Genomic DNA, 16,954 nt, shown 5'->3' with positions numbered 1-16,954 from the left:
ATGCGCGGAACCCTCTTCATCGTCGCGGCCCCCTCGGGCGCCGGAAAATCCAGCATCGTCAACGCCGTGCTGGCGCGCGATCCGAACATCTGCCTGTCGATCTCGTTCACCTCGCGCAAGCCGCGGCCGGGCGAGCGGCACGCCGAGCACTACCATTTCGTCAGCAAGGAAGCGTTCGAGGCGATGGTCGCCGCCGGCGACTTCTTCGAGCATGCGCTCGTGCACGGCGACTGGAAGGGCTCGGCGCGCCAGTCGGTGGAGCCGCAGCTGGCGTCCGGCAAGGACGTGCTGCTGGAGATCGACTGGCAGGGCGCGCGCCAGGTGCGCGAGAAGGTGCCCGATGCGGTGAGCGTGTTCATCCTGCCGCCGTCGCGCCAGGCGCTGGAGCAGCGCATGCGCAACCGCGGCCAGGACACCGAGGAGGTCATCGCCCAGCGCCTGGCCGCCGCCCGCGAGGAGATGTCGCACTACGGCGAGTTCGACTTCGTGATCGTCAACGAGGACTTCGAGACCGCCGTGACCGAGATGTGCTCGATCTTCATCGCCAGCCGCGTCCGCAAGGACCAGCAGGTAGCCCGCCACGCCCGGCTGATCACGGCCCTGCTGGCGGACGATCCCGGCGCCTGAGCCCCCAGGCGAGGGTCCGCGGGGGGGGGGGAACGCCCTGCAGTGGCGCGCCGGCCGTCCATAAGCCACTGATTCATATAGACCGGCTTGCCTGTGGACAACTCCCCCGCTAAACTTCGCGGTCCCATCTAGTCGCATGACGGCCCGCCGGCCGCCAGGAGCCCCATGGCCCGCATCACCGTTGAAGATTGCCTGGAAGTGGTCAACAACCGCTTCGAACTCGTCATGATGGCCGCCAAGCGCGCGCGCCAGCTCGCCAATGGCGTGGATCCGCAGCTGGACAACAGCGAAGCCAACGACAAGCCGACCGTGCTGGCGCTGCGTGAGATCGCCGCGCGCCGCATCGACACCGACTACATCGATGCCGTCGAGAAGGCCGAGCGCGAGCGCAAGGAGCGCGAGGCGCTGGAGTGGGCCGCCGCCGAAGTGGTCGCCGACGACGACCTGTCCAAGGGCGACGACTGAGTCCGATGCCCGCCGCGGCCGGTGCTCCGGCCCGCCGCATGAACGGCCCCGCTCTGGCGGGGCCGTTTTCGTTTGTGTCCGTTCACCACGGCCGTCACGAGTTTCGGGCGTTATGAGGTCCGTTTCCACGCGGCCAGCGCAGGCCGGCACCGGGGAATCGCGTGTCGCCCGCCTTGAATCTTCGTACAGTCATCGACGCGGCCTATCCATTGCATGATTCCGTTCGCATTGCGTGCCCGCGGGACCGCGCTTAGATTCCTCCCATGACCCCCGCAAACCCCGCGCCGACCGCCCCGCTTGCGGTGCCGCCCGTTCACGACGCGGCCGACGCCCCCGACTACGTGCGTGAACTGGAGCAGGCGGCCGACTACCTCCCCGACGACCAGCGCGCCCAGCTGCGCCGGGCGTGGGCGGTAGGCGCGGCCGCGCACGTCGGGCAGACGCGCAAGTCGGGCGAGCCGTACATCACCCACCCGGTCGCCGTCGCGAAGGTGCTGGCCGACCAGGGCCTGGACGTCGAGACGCTGATCGCGGCGATCCTGCACGACACCATCGAGGACACGCCGCTCACCTACGACGGCCTGGTGAGCGAGTTCGGCGAAACCGTGGCCGAACTGGTCGATGGCGTCACCAAGCTGGACAAGATCCAGTTCCGCGATCGCCAGGAAGCCGCGGCGGAGAGCTTCCGCAAGATGCTGCTGGCGATGTCGCGCGACCTGCGCGTGATCCTGATCAAGCTCGCCGACCGCCTGCACAACATGCGCACGCTCGGCGCGCAGAGCATGGAAGCGCGCCATCGCATCGCGCGCGAGACGCTGGAGATCTACGCGCCCATCGCGCAGCGACTCGGCATGAACCTGATCAAGGCCGAACTGCAGGACCTCGGCTTCCGCGCGCTGCATCCGTGGCGCCATGCGGTGATCGAAAAGCGCCTTCGCACGCAGCCGGTCGTGCGGCGCGAATCGCTGGTGCAGATCGAGGCGCAGCTCGCGCAGCGTCTGGCGAAGGAAAAACTCGCGCACCGGCTCGTCAGCCGGGTGAAATCGCCGTGGAGCATCTACACCAAGATGCGCGCCGAGCACAAAACCTTCGCGCAGGTGATGGACGTGTTCGGTTTCCGCATCGTCGTGCGCACGGTGCCGGACTGTTACCACGCGCTCGGCGTCGTGCATGCCGCGTACAAACCGCTGGATTCGCGCTTCCGCGACTTCATCGCCATTCCCAAGGCCAACGGTTACCAGTCGCTGCACACGGTGCTCTTCGGCCCGTACGGCTCGCCAATCGAAGTGCAGATCCGCACCGAGGAAATGGACCTCATCGCCGAACGCGGCATCGCCGCGCACTGGTCGTACAAGCACGGCGGCGACGGTCCGAACAGCGCGCAGAGTCGCGCGCACAGCTGGATCGCCAACCTCGTCGAATCGCAGCGCGCCACCGGTTCGTCGCTGGAATTCCTGGAGAACGTGAAGGTCGACCTCTTCCCCGACGAGGTCTACCTGTTCACGCCCAAGGGCGACATCATGGCGCTGCCGCGCAATTCCACCGCGCTGGATTTCGCCTACGCCGTGCACACCGACGTGGGCAACCGCGCGGTCGCCGCGCGCGTGGACGGCCGCCTGGTGCCGCTGCGCACCAAGCTCGCGAGCGGCCAGCGCGTGGAGATCATCACCGCCAAATCCTCCACGCCGAAGCCGCAATGGCTGGAATTCGTGGTCTCCGGCAAGGCGCGCACGTCGATCCGCCAGCAGCTCAAGCAGCTCGAACACGAAGATGCGGTGCAGCTGGGCCATCGCATGCTCGATCGCGCGCTGGAAGCGCTCGGCATCTCGCTCGACCGCGTGCCTGCCGTACGCATGGATGCATATCTCAACGAATTCCGCTATCCGCGCCTGGAAGCGCTGCTGGCCGACATCGCCCTGGGCAACCGCATGCCGCAGCAGGTCGCGATGGCGCTCGCGCGCGAGGCGCCCGGCAAGCCGTTGCGCGAACCGGGCAGCGGCATGCTGCCGATGTCGCAGGACAAGATCCTGATCACCGGCGCCGAGCGCGGGGTCATCAGTTTCGCCAACTGCTGCCTGCCGATTCCGGGCGACGAGATCATGGGCTACCACACCGCCGGCAAGGGCATCGTGGTGCATCGCCTGGATTGCCCGAACGTCGCCGATTACCGCAAGTCGCCCGACCGCTGGGTGCCGATCGGCTGGGACCGCCAGGTGGCCGGCGACTTCGCCGCGGCGCTGCGCATCGAAGTGGACAATCGTCCGGGCTCGCTCGCGCAGGTCGCCGCCGCGATCGCCGAGGCCGAATCGAACATCGATCGCGTCGAGTACCTGGAGCGCGACGCGAACATCGCGGTGATGCGCTTCGCGATCGAGGTGAGCGACCGCCGCCATCTCGCCGACGTGATGCGGCGCGTGCGGCGGCTCAACGTGGTGCTGGGCGTGCAGCGGATCTGAGGGCCGGGTTTCGGGACTGAGATTCGCAGGAACGCCGCCGCCGTGCGAGTTCTGTTCTAATCCCGGATCTCCCATCCCGAAAGAACAGGCCCATGTCCCGACAGATCATCCAGACCGACAAGGCACCGGCCGCGATCGGCCCGTATTCGCAGGCCGTGCGCGCCGGCGACACCGTCTACCTGTCCGGCCAGATCCCGCTCGATCCCAGCACCGGCCTGCTCGTGGAAGGCGACATCACCGCGCAGGCGCGCCGTTCGTTCGAGAACCTCAAGGCGGTGTGCGAAGCCGCCGGCGGATCGCTCGGCGACATCGTGCGCCTGGGGCTGTACCTCACCGATCTGGACAACTTCGCCGCGGTGAACGCGGTGATGAGCGAGTTCTTCAAGGCGCCGTATCCGGCGCGCTCCACCGTCGAAGTCGCCGGCCTGCCGCGCGGCGCGCGCTTCGAGGTGGATGCGGTGATGGTGCTGGACTGATCGTCCGCGCAACGCATCGCGTTTGTAGCCCGGGTAAGCGAAGCGCACCCGGGTTCTCTCTCGCCGTCATCCCGGGCGCGCTCCGCTTACCCGGGCTGCAACGGCAATAAGGGCATCAATGGCGAAACGCTCGCCGCGCCCACACGGCGAGCAACGCCAGCGCGATGGCCGAGATGGCCGGAGCCCGCAACACCAGCCACGATCCGAGCGGCACGAGGATGACGTCGCCCTCGTAATTCCGCACCGGGATGAAGTCGGGGATCAGGTCGATCGGACTCAGCGCATACGCCGCGACGGCGAGCGCGAGCAGGCGTGGAAACCATGGCGTGCGTGGATGCGTGCGGCGAACCCCAACGACGAGCGTCTGCCGCTTCATGGCGCGAGCCCAATCGCGCAGGCGCGACAGGTGCTCGATCAGCCACCGCCAGCTGCGGTGTGTTCGACGGCGCCCGCGTCCTGCTTTTCGCTCACGCGCATCTCGCGCGGCGCCACGCCCGTCCATCGCTTGAACGCGCGGCGGAACTCGCGCGCGTCCTTGAACCCCACCGCCGCGCCGACGTGCGCGATGCTCAGTCGCGCATCGGCGAGCAGCGCGCGCGCCGATTCGCTGCGCACGCGATCGTGCAGTTCGCTGAAGCTGGTGTGCGCGGCATGCAGCTGGCGGCGCAGCGTGCGTTCGGTGAGATGCAGCTCGGCGGCGATCTCGACCTCACGCGGGTTGTCGGCGATGCGCTGGCGCAGCAGGCGCTCCACGACCGCAACGATCTCGCTGCGCGGCTGCCCGGCGGGCATCTGTTCCTCGCACAGCGCGATGATCTGCTGCGCGCTCGCGGTGTTGTTCGCCGGCATCGCCGCCTGCAGCCAGCGCGGGTCGATGACCACGCGGTTGCGCGGCGATTCGAAGCGCACCTCGCACGCGAACACGTGCACGTAGTCGGCCGCGTAGGGCGGCGGCGGATAGGTCAGTTCGAGCACGCGCGGGCGGAATTCCGCGCCGAGCAGGCCGCGGCACAGCATCAGCGAACTGGCGAACAGTTCCTCGCACAGGAACGGTTCCAGCTCCGGTTCCTCCGACGGCATGCGCGCGACGACGCCCATCGCGCCGTCGTCGTATTCGTCCAGTTCCAGCTGCATCATCGCGCCGGTGATCGGCGCGTAGCGGATGCCCAGCTGCAGGGCCTGCGCGAACTTCGGCGCGGTCAGCATCGCGAGCCCGAGCAGGCCGAAATGGCCGATGCCCTGACGCTGCCCAAGCACGAGTCCCGGCCCCGCGACCGGCAGGCTGCGGGTGGCGCGGCGGATGATCTGGCACGCCTGCCGGTAGGAGAGATAGACCGGCGTTTCGCCGTCGAACGCGGCCGGTCCGAGCCGCAACCCCGAGAACCAGCCGTCGCATGCCACGCCATGCTCGCGCGCCATCGCGACCAGGCCGGCGACGATGCCGCTCTTGATCGTGGCGGTGCTCAATCGGGGATCGTCGCGGTGCTGGCTCGGCATACGCTGGCGTAGCTTGTCCGGTTTTCCCCCCTGAGTATGCCGGCTTTGCCCTCCACCGGGATCGCCGGATGGTCACAGACTTCCAAGGGGACCGGGGGGAGGGCCACGCCGCAGGGTCGGCGTGGCCCGGTTCTCCCGGCGGATCATTCGCGGCGGGGTGTCGCCGCAGGACAGGACGGGAGTCGGATGAAGCGCATCGTGCTCGGCGTGGCGGTCACCGTGGGACTGGCGGCGCTCGCCGCCTGCCAGCAGCAACCGGCCGCGCCCGCGGCCAGCACCGACTACCAGAAGGTGCTGATCGAACGCCTGCTGGACGCCAAGCCCGGCGACGTCATCGAGATCCCCGCCGGCCGCCACGCGTTCGATCGTAGCCTGACGCTGCGCGTGAACGGCGTGACCATCCGCGGTGCGGGCATGGACAAGACGGTCCTCAGCTTCAAGGACCAGAAGGCCGGTGCCGAAGGGCTGCTCGTCAACGCGGGCGATTTCACCCTGGAGAACCTCGCCATCGAGGATACGAAGGGCGACGGCCTGAAGATCAACGAAGGCGCCAACATCACCATCCGCGGCGTGCGCGTGGAATGGACGGGCGGGCCGAAGACCAGCAACGGCGCGTACGGCATCTACCCGGTGCAGACGAGCAACGTGCTGATCGAGGATTCGGTGGCGATCGGCGCCTCGGACGCGGGCATCTACGTCGGCCAGTCGAAGAACGTCGTGGTGCGCCGCAACCGCGCCGAGCGCAACGTGGCCGGCATCGAGATCGAGAACACCATCGGCGCCGACGTCTACGAGAACACCGCCACGCAGAACACCGGCGGCATCCTCGTGTTCAACATGCCGAACCTGCCGCAGCCGGGCCACACGACGCGCGTCTACAAGAACAGGGTGTTCGAGAACAACACCGGCAACTTCGCCGCGAAGGGCGCGGCGGTGGCGAGCGTGCCGGCCGGTTCGGGCATCGTCATCAATTCCAACGACAAGGTCGAGATCTTCGACAACGACATCGCCGACAACCAGACGGCGAACGTGATCGTGTCGAGCTACTACTCCACCGGCTACATGACCGACAAGGGCGTGGCGAAGAGCTTCGATCCGTATCCGGAGGAAATCGCCATCCACGGCAACCGCTTCAAGGGCGGTGGCGACAGGCCGGATGGTCTCGACCTGAAGGCGCTGAAGGTGGCGATGTTCGGCTTGAACGGACGCCTGCCCGACGTGTTGTGGGACGGCTACGTCAACACGCAGCGTGCCGGCGGCGCGCAGGTGTGCATCGACAACGGCGAAGCGCAGACGCTCAACGCCGACGGCCCGAACAAGTACAAGAACCCGAGCGTAGTCACCGACAAGGTGCGGTGCACACTGCCGCCGCTGCCGGTGGTGACCCTGCCCGGCGATACCGCGGCGACGACCGCGAAGGCGGCTCCGTCGGCATGAAGCGGTTCGTGATCTGCGCGGCGATGATCACCGCCGCGATGTTCCTCTCCGGTTGCAGGCGCAGCGAAGCCCCGGTGATGTTCCATGCGCAGGGCCAGCCGGAAACGCTCGGCGAATGGCACGTGCTCGCGTCCGACGGCGAGCATCTGCGCCTCAATCCCGGCGTGGAGCCGTATGCGCTGAATACCGCGTTGTTCAGCGATTACGCGCACAAGCTGCGCACGATCTGGATGCCGCCGGGCACGAAGGCGACGTACCACGCGAGCGAGGCCTTCGACTTCCCCGTCGGCACCATCATCACCAAGACGTTCTACTACCCGCGCGCGAAGGACGACGCAGTGCTGCGCGTGGCCGAAAACGCGGACGAAACGCGCGATGGCCTGGACCTGGCGAACGTGCGCCTGATCGAAACGCGCCTGCTGGTGCGCCGCGAAACCGGCTGGGTCGCGCTGCCGTACGTGTGGAACGCCGAGCAGACCGAGGCGACGCTCGCGCGCGCCGGCGACACCGTGCCGCTGGTGATGCACAAGCCCGATGGAAGCGCAAAGGAATCGTTCGCCTACCAGGTGCCCGACGAGAACCAGTGCGCCGGTTGCCACTCCACCAACAACACCACGCGCGAGCTGCACCCGATCGGCCCGAAGGCGCGGCATCTCAATCGCGACGATCCGTGGTATCCGGGACAGAACCAGCTCGCGCGGATGGCCTCGCTGGGCCGCCTGCAGGGATTGCCCGCCGACGGCGTGCCGCACAACGCGCGCTTCGACGATGCGGGCGCGTCGATCGAAAGCCGCGCCCGTGCGTACCTCGACGTGAACTGCGGCCACTGCCACAGCCAGGTCGGCCCGGCCGACACCTCGGGTCTATGGCTCGATGCCGGCACCAACGAACCGCGCCAGCTCGGCCTGTGCAAACCGCCGGTCGCGGCGGGGCAGGGTACGGGCGACCACCTGTTCGACATCGTGCCCGGCAAGCCGGAGGACTCGATCCTGCTCTACCGCATGAGCAGCCTCGATCCCGGCGCGATGATGCCCGAGGTCGGGCGCGCCACCGTGCACGAGGAAGGCGTCGCCGTGGTCCGCGACTGGATCGCCGCTTGGCTGGGCAACTGCACCAGCGAAGGCGAGCACGTCGCGATGAGGTAAGGTGCGATCGTCGCGCGGGCAGGGGCCGCGCGGCGCGGTGTTCAACGTCAGCCGCCACAATTCGAAAGCCATTGGGAGGGGAGTTCCGATGTCGCCACGCAAGAGCAGGCTCGCGCTCGGTCTGGGCCGCGCGCTGTTTGGATGTATCGTCGTCGCGGCCTCGCCGCTGGCCTTCGCGCAGACCGCGCCCGACCGGCCGGATGCGACCGAACTGGACACCATCACCGTCACCGCGCAGAGCCGCGAGCAGGAACTGCTCGACGTGCCGATCGCGCTGCAGGTCGTCACCGAACAGCTGATCGACGACGTCGCCGCCGAAGACCTCGGCGACATCGACAGCTTCGTGCCGGGCCTGCGCGTGAACAGCCTGCAGCCGACGCAGCCGAGCTTCCAGCTGCGCGGCATCGAAACCGACGACTTCGGCATCGGCACCGATCCGGCGGTCGGCGTGTACGTCGATGGCGTCTACGCCGGACGCGGCGGCGGCGTGCTGCTGCCGTTCACCGACGTGCAGCGCATCGAAGTGCTGAAGGGTCCGCAGGGCACGCTGTTCGGCCGCAACACCGCGGCGGGCGCGATCTCGATCATCACGCACCGTCCAGATACCGACGGTAACCACGCGCGCGGCAAGCTGCGCCTGGGCAACGACAACAAGACCTACTTCGAAGGCATGGCGAACGTCGCCGTGAGCGACACGTCCGCGTTCCGCTTCAACGGCATCTTCAACCATTCCGATGGCTGGGTGCGCGATGCGGCGACCGGCGAGGACCTCGCGCCGGAGAACAACTGGGCCACGCGCGCCGCGTTCCAGACGCGCTTCGGCGACAACACGCGCGCATGGATTTCGTGGGACCACGAAAGCCTCGACCAGCGCGGACAGGCGACCACCGGCGTGGTGCCGATTCCCGCGCTGCCGGCGTTGCCGACGGCGCCCGCGGATCCGGATTCGTTCCTCGATCCGGAGCGCCAGCCGTACATGACCGATGCGCCGGATGCGGAAACGCGCACCTTCGACGGCGCGACGCTGATCGTGGACCACAACTTCGGCGGCTTCAGCCTGACCTCCACCAGCGCGTGGCACCAGTACGACTCGCTCAACCGCGTCGAGGAAGACGGAACGAACCTGAGCTACCTCTACGTCGATTCGACCAACACCGAGAGCAACGAGAACTTCTACCAGGAGTTCAAGTTCGCCGGTTCCACCGACCGCATAGACTGGGTCGCGGGCCTGAGCTACTTCCAGGAAGAGGCCGACCAGACCAGCGAGGTCAACGCGCTCACCGATTCGGTCGACACCATCGCCAACAACCTCGGCCTCGCGCCGGGTGGCCTGTATGGGCCGCTGACGATGGCGGCGAACATGTTCGGCATCCCGGTGGACCTCACCGGCCTGCCGTGGAACGAGAAGTTCGTCAACACGCTCGACACCAAGGCCTACGCCGCGTTCGGTGACGTGATCTGGCACGTCAACGATCGCCTGAACCTCACCTTCGGCCTGCGCTACACGCGCGACGAGAAGGACTTCAGCTGGTTCAACGACGTGCGCAGCGCGCCGGAACTCGACGCGCAGCTGGCGCTGCTCGACCAGATCGGTTTCCTCGACGCGGTCGGCGTTCCGCTGGAAATGCTCATGTTCGACATCGCCTTCATCGATCCGCCGGCGGTGATGAACAAGGGCGTGCTCAATCGCGCGAAGAAGTCCTGGGACGACTGGAGCCCGCGCTTCGTCGTCGATTACCACTTCACCGACGACCTGATGGGCTTCGCCTCGCTCGCCAAGGGCTACAAGGCCGGCGGCTTCAACGCGCTGCAGATCGGCAGCGAGTTCGAGAACGAGGACGTGTGGAACTTCGAGACCGGCATCAAGCACGCGCTGCCGGATTACCGGCTCGCGTACAACGTGTCGGCGTTCTACTACGTCTACGACAACCGCCAGGCCGTCACGCTGGACATGACGACGGAGATTCCGCGCTTCGTCGTGAACACCTCCGACCAGGAAGCGTACGGCGTCGACTTCGACCTGCGCTGGCAGGCGACGCAGGGCCTGGGTTTCGACTTCAACGCCGAGTACCTGGATTCGACCTACAAGACCTACGTCAACCCGCAGGGCGTGGACCTGGGCGGCCAGCCGACCGGCGCGCCGGAGTGGTCGTTCGCGGTCGGCGCGAACTACGTGTGGCGCCTGGCGGACGCCGGCGACGTGCGCGCGGCCGCGCGTTACTCGTACGTGGGCGAATGCCGCAGCAACGACGAGTCGGTGTCGGTGCTGGGCTGTGGCCGCTTCGGCCAGGCGGAGGCGGGCGAGGCGCAGGAGATCCTCGATGCGCGCATCGGCTGGACCTCGGCCAGCGGGCATTGGGGCATCGCCGTGTACGGCAACAACCTGCTCGACAACCAGTACGTGAACTCCTTCGGCACCTACGGCATGACCGTGCTGGGCACCGTGGGCGCCCGGATGACGCAGCCGCGTACGTATGGCGTGGAGTTCACGGCGGATTTCTGATCTTGGTTGGAAAGCGCCTCCTTCTCCGCGGATGCAGGGAAGGTTGGAAGGCTCCCCACGCAATACTCCCTCCCCTGCGGAAGCAGGGGAGGATTGGGGAGGCGTGAAGCAGCGCCCGTTGCGTCCGGTTGGAGCGCGTCGCCCCCGGGTGCGCTTCGCTTACCCGGGCCACCAACGCCCGGCGATGCGTTAGGACGATGCGGCACTGCGCGGCATTCCTGCCCGGTCCCGCAGCCATCGGACATGGAGCAGGGAGACTTCTCCGACATCGGACCGCTCACTTTCCCTCTTTCTCCCGCGTCACCTTTCACGGCATCCTTTCCGGATGCCGATTCGCAAGGGCGGGGTGTCCGTCGATCTCCAGCAGCAGCCGATCAGCGCCCTGAAGGGTGTCGGGCCGCGCGTGGCCGAGAAGCTCGCCGCGCGCGGGCTCGCCACGTTGCAGGATCTGTGGCTGCAGCTGCCCCGCCAGTACGAGGACCGCACCGCGATCACGCCGATCCGCCTGCTGCAGCCCGGCGTGGCGGCGCAGGTGGAAGGGCGGGTGGAGGCGGTCGAGCGCGGATTCCGCTATCGGCCGATGCTGCGCGTGGCCGTCGGCGACGATTCGCACGGCACGCTGGTGCTGCGGTTCTTCCATTTCCGTGCGGCGCAGGTGGCGCAGTTCCAGGTCGGCGCGCGCGTGCGCTGCTACGGCACGCCGCGGCCGGGGCAGCACGGGCTGGAGATCGTCCACCCGAGCTACCGGATGATCGACGAGGCCGGCGACGACGCGCTTGGCACCAGCCTGGACCCGGTGTACCCGGCGATCGAGGGACTCGGCCCCGTATCCCTGCGACGCTTGATCGGCCAGGCCCTCGACCGCCTGCCCGACGAGGCCGCGCTCGAACTGCTGCCGCGTGAACTGCGCGACGGCCTGCCCTCGTTGCGCGAAGCACTGCTGACGGTGCATCGCCCGCCGCAGGATGCCGACGTCGCCTCGCTGCTCGCCGGCCGGCATCCCGCGCAGCGGCGGCTCGCGATCGAGGAACTGCTCGCGCATCACCTCAGCCTGCGTCGCCAGCGCATCGCGCAACAGGCGCACGCGGCGCCGGTGCTGCGCAAGACCGCGCTCGCCGACAAGTTGCGCAAGCGGTTGCCGTTCGCGCTGACCGGCGCGCAGCAGCGCGTGTTCGAGCAGATCCGTGCTGATCTCGGCAAGCCGCATCCGATGCTGCGTCTGGTGCAGGGCGACGTCGGCAGCGGCAAGACCGTGGTCGCCGCGCTCGCCGCGATGTGCGCCGTCGAGGCCGGCCAACAGGCCGCGCTGATGGCGCCGACGGAGTTGCTCGCCGAGCAGCACCTCCACAACCTGCGCGGCTGGCTCGAGCCGCTGGGCGTGCGCGTCGCGTGGCTCGCCGGCAAGGTCACCGGCAAGGCGCGCGCGAAGGTGCTGGAAGACGTCGCATCCGGACAGGCGCAGGTCGTCGTCGGCACGCACGCGCTGATGCAGGAGGGCGTGGCCTTCCACGACCTCGCGCTGGCCATCGTCGACGAACAGCATCGCTTCGGCGTGCACCAGCGCCTGGCCCTGCGCGACAAGGGCAGCGGCGGCAGTGGCAATGGCGATGCGATCGTCCCGCACCAGCTGGTGATGACCGCCACGCCCATTCCGCGCACGCTGGCGATGGCCGCGTACGCGGACCTCGATGTCTCCGCCATCGACGAACTTCCGCCCGGCCGTACGCCGGTGCAGACGGTGGCGCTGAGCGCCGAACGCCGTCCGGAACTCGTCGAACGCATCCGCAAGGCCTGCGCCGAGGGCCGGCAGGCGTACTGGGTGTGCACGCTGATCGACGACAGCGACGAGGTCGTCGCGCAGGCCGCGCAATCCACGTACGAGGACCTGTGCAAACGCCTGCCCGAAGTACGCATCGGCCTGGTCCACGGCCGCATGAAGGCCGCCGAGAAGCAGGCGACGATGCGCGCGTTCAAGGACGGCGAGATCGGCCTGCTGGTGGCGACGACGGTGATCGAAGTCGGCGTGGACGTACCCAACGCCTCACTGATGATCATCGAGAACGCCGAGCGGCTCGGCCTCGCCCAGCTGCACCAGCTGCGCGGACGCGTGGGGCGCGGCAGCGCGGCGTCCAGCTGCGTGCTGCTCTACCAGGCGCCGCTGTCGCAGATGGCCCGCCAGCGGCTGGAAACCATGCGCGAGACCAACGACGGCTTCGTCATCGCCGAGAAGGACCTGGAACTGCGCGGCCCCGGCGAGCTGCTCGGCACGCGCCAGACCGGCCTCGCGCAGTTCCGCGTCGCCGATCTGTCCCGCGATGCCGACCTGCTCCCGCAGGTGCACGAGATGGGCGAGCGCCTGCTGCGCGAATCGCCGGAACTGGCCGAACGCATCGTCGCCCGCTGGGTGGGCGGTGCGGTGCGGTTCGCGGCGGCATGAGCGCGCTGCCGTACGCCGGAGGGCCGAAGCGTGAAGGCCGGTCCTGCAGCCCGCCGCCCGAAACGGGCATCATGATCCCCCGCCGCCAGCCGCCGAACCGCCGATCGTGATCTCCGCTCCAAACGAACAACCCGTCGGACGGCACGGCTCGCAGCCGTTCATCGCCGCCGACGTCGGCGGCACCCACGCGCGGCTCGGCCTGGTCCACGTCCGGCCCGGCGGCAAGGTCGACGTGCTGGCCTATCACCGCTACGCCTGCGCCGAATTCCCCACGCTCGCCGCGATCGTCGCCGACTTCGCCGCCACGCACGGGGCCGACCGCACCCACGTCGTGGTCGCCATCGCCGGCCGGCTGGAAGGCGACACCCTGATCAACGCCAACCTGCCGTGGCCGGTGTCGCTGGAGCGCACGCGTCGCGAGGCGGGCATCGCGTATCTCGCGCTGCTCAACGATTTCGAAGCCGTGGCCTGCGCGATGCCCTACATCGACGTCGGCGCGATGACCCGCGTCTGCGGCCCGCTGCAGGCCGGCGAAGGCCCGGCGCTGGTGCTCGGACCGGGCACCGGCTTCGGCGCCTCGCTGTGCCTGCCGCGCTCGCTGCAGCAGGGCGTGCCGCTGCGGGTGCTCGCCAGCGAGGCGGGGCACGCCGCGCTCGCGGTCGGCACGGAGCGCGAAATGGCGCTGCTCGCGCGATTGCTCAGGCGCTGGCCGCACGTGGACAACGAGCGCGTGCTCTCCGGCCCGGGCCTGGTGAACACCTACGCCGCGCTGTGCGAGCTCGATGGCATCGCGCCGAAGCTCGACACGCCCGAAGCCGTCGCCGCCGCGGCGCAGGCCGGCAGCGACGCGCAGGCGCTCGAATCGCTGCGCCTGTTCTGCAGCCTGCTCGGCAGCCTGGCCGGCGACCTCGCGGTGACCTTCGGCGCCGATTCGGTGTACCTGGCCGGCGGCATTCCCGCGCAGATCCGTCCGTTCCTGCTCGAAAGCGACTTCGCGCAGCGCTTCCGCAACAAGGGCGTGCTGGGCGAAGTGCTGGCGCGCGTCCCGGTGTGGCTGGTCGATCACGGCCAGCTTGGCCTGATCGGCGCCGCCGCCTGGTATTACGAGCGCCATTCCGGCTTCTGATTCGACGCCGGTTCCGTCCGACCTTCTCCGACACAACGTTACGAAAGTTCCCGATGACCAATCGTCGTCAGTTCCTGCAGGCCTCGCTGTTCGCCGCCGGCGCCGCCATGCTCCCGCACGGCAAAAGCGCGCCTGCGACAGGCCGCGCGCGTGTCGTGTCGACCTGGGATTTCGGCGTCGGCGCGAATGCCGCGGCGTGGCCGGTGCTCGCGCGCGGCGGCAGCGCGCTGGACGCGGTCGAAGCCGGCGCGCGCTGGGCCGAGGCCGACCTGTGCAATCCCACCGTCGGCCGCTGCGGCAATCCCGACCGCGACGGCGTGCTGACGCTCGACGCCAGCATCATGGACGGCGACGGCCGCTGCGGTTCGGTTGCGGCGCTGGAGGACATCGCGCATCCGGTCTCGGTCGCACGCGCGGTGATGGAAAAGACGCCGCACGTGATGCTGGTCGGCGCGGGCGCGCAGCAGTTCGCCATCGCGCAGGGCTTCGAGAAGACGCCGCTGCTCACCGACACGGCGCGCGAAGCGTGGCGCGAATGGCTGAAGGCGTCGAAGTACGCGCCGCAGATCAACGCCGAGCGCCAGACGCGTCCGGGCGACAAGACCAACCACGACACGCTCGGCATCCTCGCGCGCGATGCGAAGGGAAACCTCGCCGGCGCGTGCACGACCAGCGGCATGGCGTGGAAACTGCACGGCCGCGTGGGCGACAGCCCGATCATCGGTGCGGGCCTGTATGTCGACAACGAAGTCGGCGCGGCGACGGCGTCGGGTGTGGGCGAGGAGATGATCCGCAACGCCGCCAGCTTCCTCGTGGTCGAACTGATGCGGCAGGGGCGCTCGCCCGCGGATGCGTGCCGCGAGGCGATCGACCGCGTGGTGCGCAAGCGGCCGGAAGCCAGCAAGACCTTGCAGGTGTGCTTCCTCGCGATGAACAAGGACGGCGACGTCGGCGCGTTCGCGCTGCACAGGGGCTTCGTCTACGCGGTGCAGGACGCCTCGCCCGGTCCGCACGATCGCCTGCATGAATCCGCATCGGTGTATCGCACGGAGCAGACGTGACCTCGTGCGCGACGCTGGAGATCGCGGCGAACTCGCTTGCCTCCGCGCTCGCGGCGCAGGACGGCGGCGCCGATCGCGTCGAGCTGTGCGAGAACCTCGGCGAAGGCGGCTGCACGCCGTCCTACGGCACGCTCGCGATGGCGCGCGAACGCCTGCGTATTCCGCTGTACGTGCTGATCCGTCCGCGCGCGGGCGATTTCGTCTACGACGCGCTCGAACGCGACACGATGCTGCGCGACATCGAACTGTGCGTGCGGCTGGGCTGCGACGGCGTGGTGATCGGCGCGCTCGATGCCGGCGGCGATGTCGATGTCGCACTGTGTCGTGAACTTGTCGACGCGGCGCGTCCGCTCGGCGTGACGTTCCATCGCGCCATCGACGTGGCGCGTGATCCGCAGGCGGCGCTGGACGCGGCGATCGCACTCGGGTGCGAACGCGTGCTCACTTCGGGAGCGCACGCTGCGGCGATCAAGGGCGCCGAGGTGATCGCCTCGCTCGTGCAGCGCGCTGTCGGGCGCATCGGTGTGATGGCCGGCGCGGGCGTCACGCCGGAAAACGTGCGCGATCTCGTGCAGCGCACTGGGGTTCGCGAGGTGCATGCGTCGGCGAAGGTATTGCGCACCTCCGGGATGCGCTCGACTCGCGAACAACCGGGCTTGGCAGCGGAATGGTCGCAATCAAGCGCGGACGTGGTGCGCGCGCTTCGACTTGCGCTGAACGCCTGACGCCCGAACGCTGACAGCACGCCGCAACCACAGCCCCCATAATGGGGCAATGAGAAAAATTCCCCTCCTGATCGACACCGACCCCGGCGTGGACGACGCGCTCGCCCTGCTGATGGCCTTCAACGATGCGCGGCACGAGGTAGTCGGCCTCACCATCGCCGCCGGCAACGTCGGCCTGAAACACACCGTCGCCAATGCGCTCAAGCTGTGCGAAGTGGCCGGCATCGATGCGCCGGTGTTCGCCGGTTGCCCCGGGCCGTTGCTGCATCCCGCGCCGGATGCGGGGTACGTGCACGGCGAGGACGGTTTCGGCGACGTCGGCTACGAGGCCGCGCAGCGCGCCGCCGAACGCGAACACGCCGCGCAGGCGATCCTGCGCCTCTCGCACGAGCACGCGGGAAAGCTGGTGCTCGTCGCGCTCGGTCCGCTGACCAACGTCGCGCTGGCGCTCAAGCTCGATCCGACGTTGCCCGAACGCGTCGGGCGCATCGTGGTGATGGCCGGCGCGGTGACCGGCCACGGCAACATCACGCCGGCGGCGGAATTCAACGTGTACTTCGATCCGGAAGCGGCGCACATCGTGTTCGAAGCGTTCCCGCAGATCGACCTCGCCGACTGGGAAGCGACGCTCGCGCACGGACTGCTGCATGATCGCGTGGTCGAGTGGCTTGCCGTCGATTCGCCGCGCGCCCGCTTCTACGAGCGCATCTCGAAGAAGACGCGCGAATGGTCCGCCGACCGGCGCGGCGAGTACTGGCATTCGGCCGACGCGCTGGCGATGGCGTACGCGCTGGAGCCGGAAGGTGCGACCGAACTCGTGGACCGCCCCGTCGCGGTCGAACTCGGCCATGGGCACGCGCGCGGCATGACGGTCGTGGACTGGAACCGCCAGGACGGCCGGCCGGACCGGTTCAGGATCCTCATGCGCTACGACCAGGCGCGTTTCGAGGGGCTGATCCGTGCAGCGCTGGCGGCCGGTTGAGCGGGGTGTCAGGGTGA

General features: G+C 68.8%; 14 protein-coding genes. 12 read left to right on the top strand and 2 right to left on the bottom strand.

Annotated features, from left to right (window positions below; all coding sequences use genetic code 11):
• The 4 genes from gmk (at nt 1) to I4U41_RS13920 (ending at nt 4,024) form a co-directional block, all read left to right on the top strand.
• On the top strand, nt 1-627 hold the full coding sequence (gmk, locus tag I4U41_RS13935; RefSeq protein ID WP_206861780.1) for a guanylate kinase: 627 nt from the start codon (nt 1-3) through the stop codon (nt 625-627).
• 165 nt (nt 628-792) lie between these two features.
• Nucleotides 793-1,092 carry a DNA-directed RNA polymerase subunit omega gene (rpoZ, locus tag I4U41_RS13930; protein WP_115844089.1) on the top strand — a complete coding sequence of 100 codons (300 nt, stop codon included), beginning with the start codon at nt 793-795 and terminating at the stop codon, nt 1,090-1,092.
• A gap of 263 nt (nt 1,093-1,355) precedes the next feature.
• Nucleotides 1,356-3,548: a RelA/SpoT family protein gene (locus I4U41_RS13925; RefSeq protein ID WP_206861779.1), complete on the top strand. Its 2,193-nt coding sequence runs from the start codon at nt 1,356-1,358 to the stop codon at nt 3,546-3,548.
• 92 nt (nt 3,549-3,640) lie between these two features.
• Nucleotides 3,641-4,024, top strand: coding sequence for a RidA family protein (locus I4U41_RS13920; protein ID WP_206861778.1), 384 nt, complete (start codon nt 3,641-3,643; stop codon nt 4,022-4,024).
• 115 nt (nt 4,025-4,139) lie between these two features.
• Here I4U41_RS13920 and I4U41_RS18705 read toward each other — a convergent pair whose 3' ends face one another.
• Both I4U41_RS18705 and I4U41_RS13910 read right to left on the bottom strand, forming a co-directional pair.
• Complete coding sequence (locus I4U41_RS18705) at nt 4,140-4,400, bottom strand: DUF1232 domain-containing protein (protein WP_425492590.1); 261 nt, start codon at nt 4,398-4,400, stop codon at nt 4,140-4,142.
• A gap of 38 nt (nt 4,401-4,438) precedes the next feature.
• Complete coding sequence (locus I4U41_RS13910; protein WP_206861776.1) at nt 4,439-5,491, bottom strand: AraC family transcriptional regulator; 1,053 nt, start codon at nt 5,489-5,491, stop codon at nt 4,439-4,441.
• Nucleotides 5,492-5,707: 216 nt separating this feature from the next.
• Here I4U41_RS13910 and I4U41_RS13905 point away from each other — a divergent pair, with 216 nt between their 5' ends.
• From I4U41_RS13905 to I4U41_RS13870, 8 genes are all read left to right on the top strand, one after another.
• On the top strand, nt 5,708-6,958 hold the full coding sequence (locus I4U41_RS13905) for a parallel beta-helix domain-containing protein (RefSeq protein ID WP_206861775.1): 1,251 nt from the start codon (nt 5,708-5,710) through the stop codon (nt 6,956-6,958).
• The gene (locus tag I4U41_RS13900; RefSeq protein ID WP_206861774.1) at nt 6,955-8,103 is read left to right on the top strand and encodes an SO2930 family diheme c-type cytochrome; all 1,149 of its coding nucleotides are present in this window, start codon (nt 6,955-6,957) and stop codon (nt 8,101-8,103) included. Before I4U41_RS13905 ends, I4U41_RS13900 begins: the two co-directional genes overlap by 4 nt.
• Before the next feature lie 88 nt (nt 8,104-8,191).
• Nucleotides 8,192-10,606, top strand: coding sequence for a TonB-dependent receptor (locus I4U41_RS13895; RefSeq protein ID WP_206861773.1), 2,415 nt, complete (start codon nt 8,192-8,194; stop codon nt 10,604-10,606).
• Between the two features lie 325 nt (nt 10,607-10,931).
• The gene (gene recG, locus I4U41_RS13890; protein WP_206861772.1) at nt 10,932-13,043 is read left to right on the top strand and encodes an ATP-dependent DNA helicase RecG; all 2,112 of its coding nucleotides are present in this window, start codon (nt 10,932-10,934) and stop codon (nt 13,041-13,043) included.
• A 106-nt stretch (nt 13,044-13,149) separates the two neighbouring features.
• Entirely contained in the window at nt 13,150-14,169 is a 1,020-nt protein-coding gene (locus I4U41_RS13885; RefSeq protein ID WP_320415198.1) for a glucokinase, read from the top strand.
• Between the two features lie 53 nt (nt 14,170-14,222).
• The gene (locus tag I4U41_RS13880; RefSeq protein WP_206861771.1) at nt 14,223-15,230 is read left to right on the top strand and encodes a glycosylasparaginase; all 1,008 of its coding nucleotides are present in this window, start codon (nt 14,223-14,225) and stop codon (nt 15,228-15,230) included.
• Nucleotides 15,227-15,955: a copper homeostasis protein CutC gene (locus I4U41_RS13875; RefSeq protein WP_206861770.1), complete on the top strand. Its 729-nt coding sequence runs from the start codon at nt 15,227-15,229 to the stop codon at nt 15,953-15,955. The genes I4U41_RS13880 and I4U41_RS13875 overlap by 4 nt, the downstream gene beginning before the upstream one ends.
• A 49-nt stretch (nt 15,956-16,004) precedes the next feature.
• On the top strand, nt 16,005-16,937 hold the full coding sequence (locus tag I4U41_RS13870) for a nucleoside hydrolase (protein WP_206861769.1): 933 nt from the start codon (nt 16,005-16,007) through the stop codon (nt 16,935-16,937).
• The last annotated feature ends 17 nt before the right edge of the window (nt 16,938-16,954 follow it).

It is taken from the genome of Lysobacter changpingensis (assembly GCF_017308985.1).
Taxonomy (GTDB): Bacteria; Pseudomonadota; Gammaproteobacteria; order Xanthomonadales; family Xanthomonadaceae; genus Lysobacter_J; species Lysobacter_J changpingensis.
The sequence above is the reverse complement of the archived record's forward strand: the minus strand, read 5'-3'. Positions and strand labels throughout refer to the sequence as shown.